This is a genomic window from Verminephrobacter aporrectodeae subsp. tuberculatae At4 (assembly GCF_000193225.1).
Lineage (GTDB): Bacteria > Pseudomonadota > Gammaproteobacteria > Burkholderiales > Burkholderiaceae_C > Acidovorax > Acidovorax aporrectodeae.
On sequence record NZ_AFAL01000744.1, the window covers coordinates 1 to 2,577 of the forward strand.

Here is a 2,577-nt window from a genome sequence, read left to right on the forward strand (position 1 = left end):
CACGCCGCCCATGAGTTTGTCGTGATCGGCTATGGAACCAGCATGTGCTGCCTGTCGACGATTGTCGACGGCTACCACCGTGGCTACCGATTCGCCTTGGTCGAAGATGCCTGTGCGGCACGCGCCGTGCGCGCGCATTCCGAGGCCGCCATGCACCAATATGCGACGCTCATTCTGGAGCGCTTCGCACGCATCACGCGCACTGCGCAGGAGGCGCCCCCATCAGGCCCAACTGGCAGACTTCGCCACCAGCAGGCCGACCCCCAGCAGCCCCAGCTGCCAGCGCAGGGCCGTGGGCCATGACGGTGCACGGCGTTCGACCCGCAGGTACAGGATGCGCCCGGCGGCCAGCGAGAGCACGAACGCCAGCAGCATGCCCAGCGCGTTGAGCGCCGCCGAGGTCGGCCACCAGCGGCTGAACACCGCGCTGACGAACAGGCTGACGGAAAAGTGCAGCAGAAAGACCGAGTAGGACATCCGGCCCAGTCGCACCAGCGCAGCGATCCCGCGCCAGGACTGTACGCGCCGGGAGCGCATGGCCAGCACCAGGCACAGCGCAGTGACCAGGGCCACGGCCACGCGGCTGCGGTAGTCCAGCGCGAGTGCGGCGCCTGCCAACAACACGATGGCCGCCAGCCATCCCCGCGCCCGGGGCGCGTGCACGGCCCAACAGGCCTGCATGCCCAGCCCGTAGGCACCGGCAAAGTACGGTGCCCAGACGTCGAGCCCGGCGATGCGGTTGAACACCCACAGCGAGGCCGCCGTGCCGGCTGCGATCAGCACCTGCGCCACAGCGGCCGGGTGCCGCTGCGCCCAGGCGCCGGGCAAGGCCCGGGCGCCCGCCAGCACGAGCACGCTCAGTGCAAACAACTGGAAATCTATGGCCACGTACCAGACCCCGGCGGACAAGGCCTCCTCGCCCAGGATGTCTTGCAGCAGCAAGGCATTCGCCAGCAATTGCGCCAGGGTGGGCGGCTCGGGCACCGAGGGGTGCGCCATCCAGGGCCGCACCAGCGCGGCCGCCAGCACCGCCAGCAGCAGCGCCACCGCGTAGGGCACGAGCAACCGCACCAGGCGTTGGGCGAGCGCGCGGCCGGCGTGGTCAAAGCGTGCCACGCCTTGCGGCGCCAGGCTGGCCGCTGCCAGGTAGCCACCGAGCACCAGAAACACCGGAACGGCCATGCGCCCGTAGTCGTGCAAGCAGGTGAGCAATGCGGGGGCCAAGGGATACGCGATGTCCGACATCGGTCCGTAGGAAGCCAGGTGGTGCCAGACGATGGCGGCGCAGGCCAGGCCCTTGACCATGTCGATCCATGGCGTGCGGTGCGCGGTGGGGTCCAGCGGGCCCGGCTTCATGCTGTTGATCGGAGTCGGCGGGAGGCCGTCCCGGCGCTCAAGCCGGATGCGGGCACCGTGCGCACGCGCTGTGTGCTGACGGAACGCCTCCAGCCCCTGCCCTCTTGCGCGTGCGCTTCGATCCGGGCGCCATGAAGAAAGCGTTTTCGATCCATCTGCTCACCGTGCCTTCGGCCGTCTCCATAGTTCCTGGTAATTGTTGTCGCTTTGCTTGCGCGCAGTCTTTTTTGCTGGTCGTGTTCAGGCTGAGCATGGCACGCGGTCGCATCCCTGCTGCATCCGCTGGCCCGATGGGGACGTGCGCGATGGCGGGCGCGCGATGGTAACGCGGGTCGAACCGGCCCTGGCCGGTGCCAAAGGTAAAAGTTGCACGAAATGAAATCGATGCAGGGGGCCTGCGGGTCTAAAATCTGCGCACAGTCCTTCACCACGGCGGTTTCCATGTCGAGCAGTTCCGAACAAGACACCCCGCAGACCGCATCCCCCGTGCTCGAACCCGTGGACGAGAATCTTGCCATCATCGCCCGCCAGGCCATCGTGGACGAACACCGCACCGTCTACGGCTACGAACTCTTCGACCGCTCCACCGCGAGCAACGCGCACACGGCGACGAGCGACGCCGCCCTGCTGTTCAATGCGCTTTCATACGCCGGCACCGAGGCCCTGGTCGGCAAGAAAACCATGTTCATCAACTGCACCCACGACAGTCTCCTGGGCGCTCATCTGGAGTTGATTCATCCCGAAAAGGTGGTGCTGGAAGTCCCGCCCTTGCCCGACGATTCCACGCCCGCAGAAATCGAAGGCCGCATCCCGACGCTGCAGGCGCTGCGCACCCGCGGCTTTCGCCTGGCGTTCGACCAGCGGGCACTGCGCCGCGCGTACACCGGCTGGCTGCCGCTGGCGGCGTTCATCAAACTCGACTTGCAGGCCGTCAAACCCGAGCAGGCCGGGCCCCTGATCAGCTTCATCAGCATGCACAGCAGGGCCATGCTGATCGCCGAAAAAGTGGAAACCGCCGAGCAGTACGAACTCATGCGCAGGCTGGGCGTGAAGCTGTACCAGGGCTATTGGTTTGCCCGCCCTTCGCTGGTCAAGGCGACGACGATCCGCCCCGCGCAAGCATCCATCATCCAACTCATCAACTTGGTGCGCAAACAGGCCAGCACGTCCGAGATCGAAGAGTTGCTCAAGAAGGACCCCTCCCTGTCTTTCAACCTGCTG

General features: G+C 66.6%; 3 protein-coding genes. 2 read left to right on the forward strand and 1 reads right to left on the reverse strand.

All coding sequences use genetic code 11. The features are described 5' to 3' along the window. Positions 1–21 precede the first annotated feature (21 nt). A complete protein-coding gene (locus tag VTU_RS0121025; RefSeq protein WP_265597356.1) occupies positions 22–303 on the forward strand; it encodes an isochorismatase family protein in 282 nt (93 codons plus the stop codon). On the opposite strand, the gene VTU_RS0121030 is transcribed toward VTU_RS0121025, so the two are convergent. Next, positions 223–1,356 carry an acyltransferase family protein gene (locus tag VTU_RS0121030; protein WP_010108361.1) on the reverse strand — a complete coding sequence of 378 codons (1,134 nt, stop codon included), beginning with the start codon at positions 1,354–1,356 and terminating at the stop codon, positions 223–225. The two genes, VTU_RS0121025 and VTU_RS0121030, sit on opposite strands and share 81 nt — an antisense overlap. Positions 1,357–1,797: 441 nt before the next feature. Between VTU_RS0121030 and VTU_RS29105 the strand changes: the two genes are divergently transcribed. Further along, a partial coding sequence (locus VTU_RS29105) for an EAL and HDOD domain-containing protein (RefSeq protein WP_010108363.1) occupies positions 1,798–2,577 on the forward strand: 780 nt, incomplete at its 3' end.

Coding starts and splice junctions, on each gene's coding strand:
- VTU_RS0121030 (WP_010108361.1), bottom strand. CDS start 1,356: ATGAAGCCGGGCCCGCTGGACCCCACCGCGCACCGCACGCCATGGATC.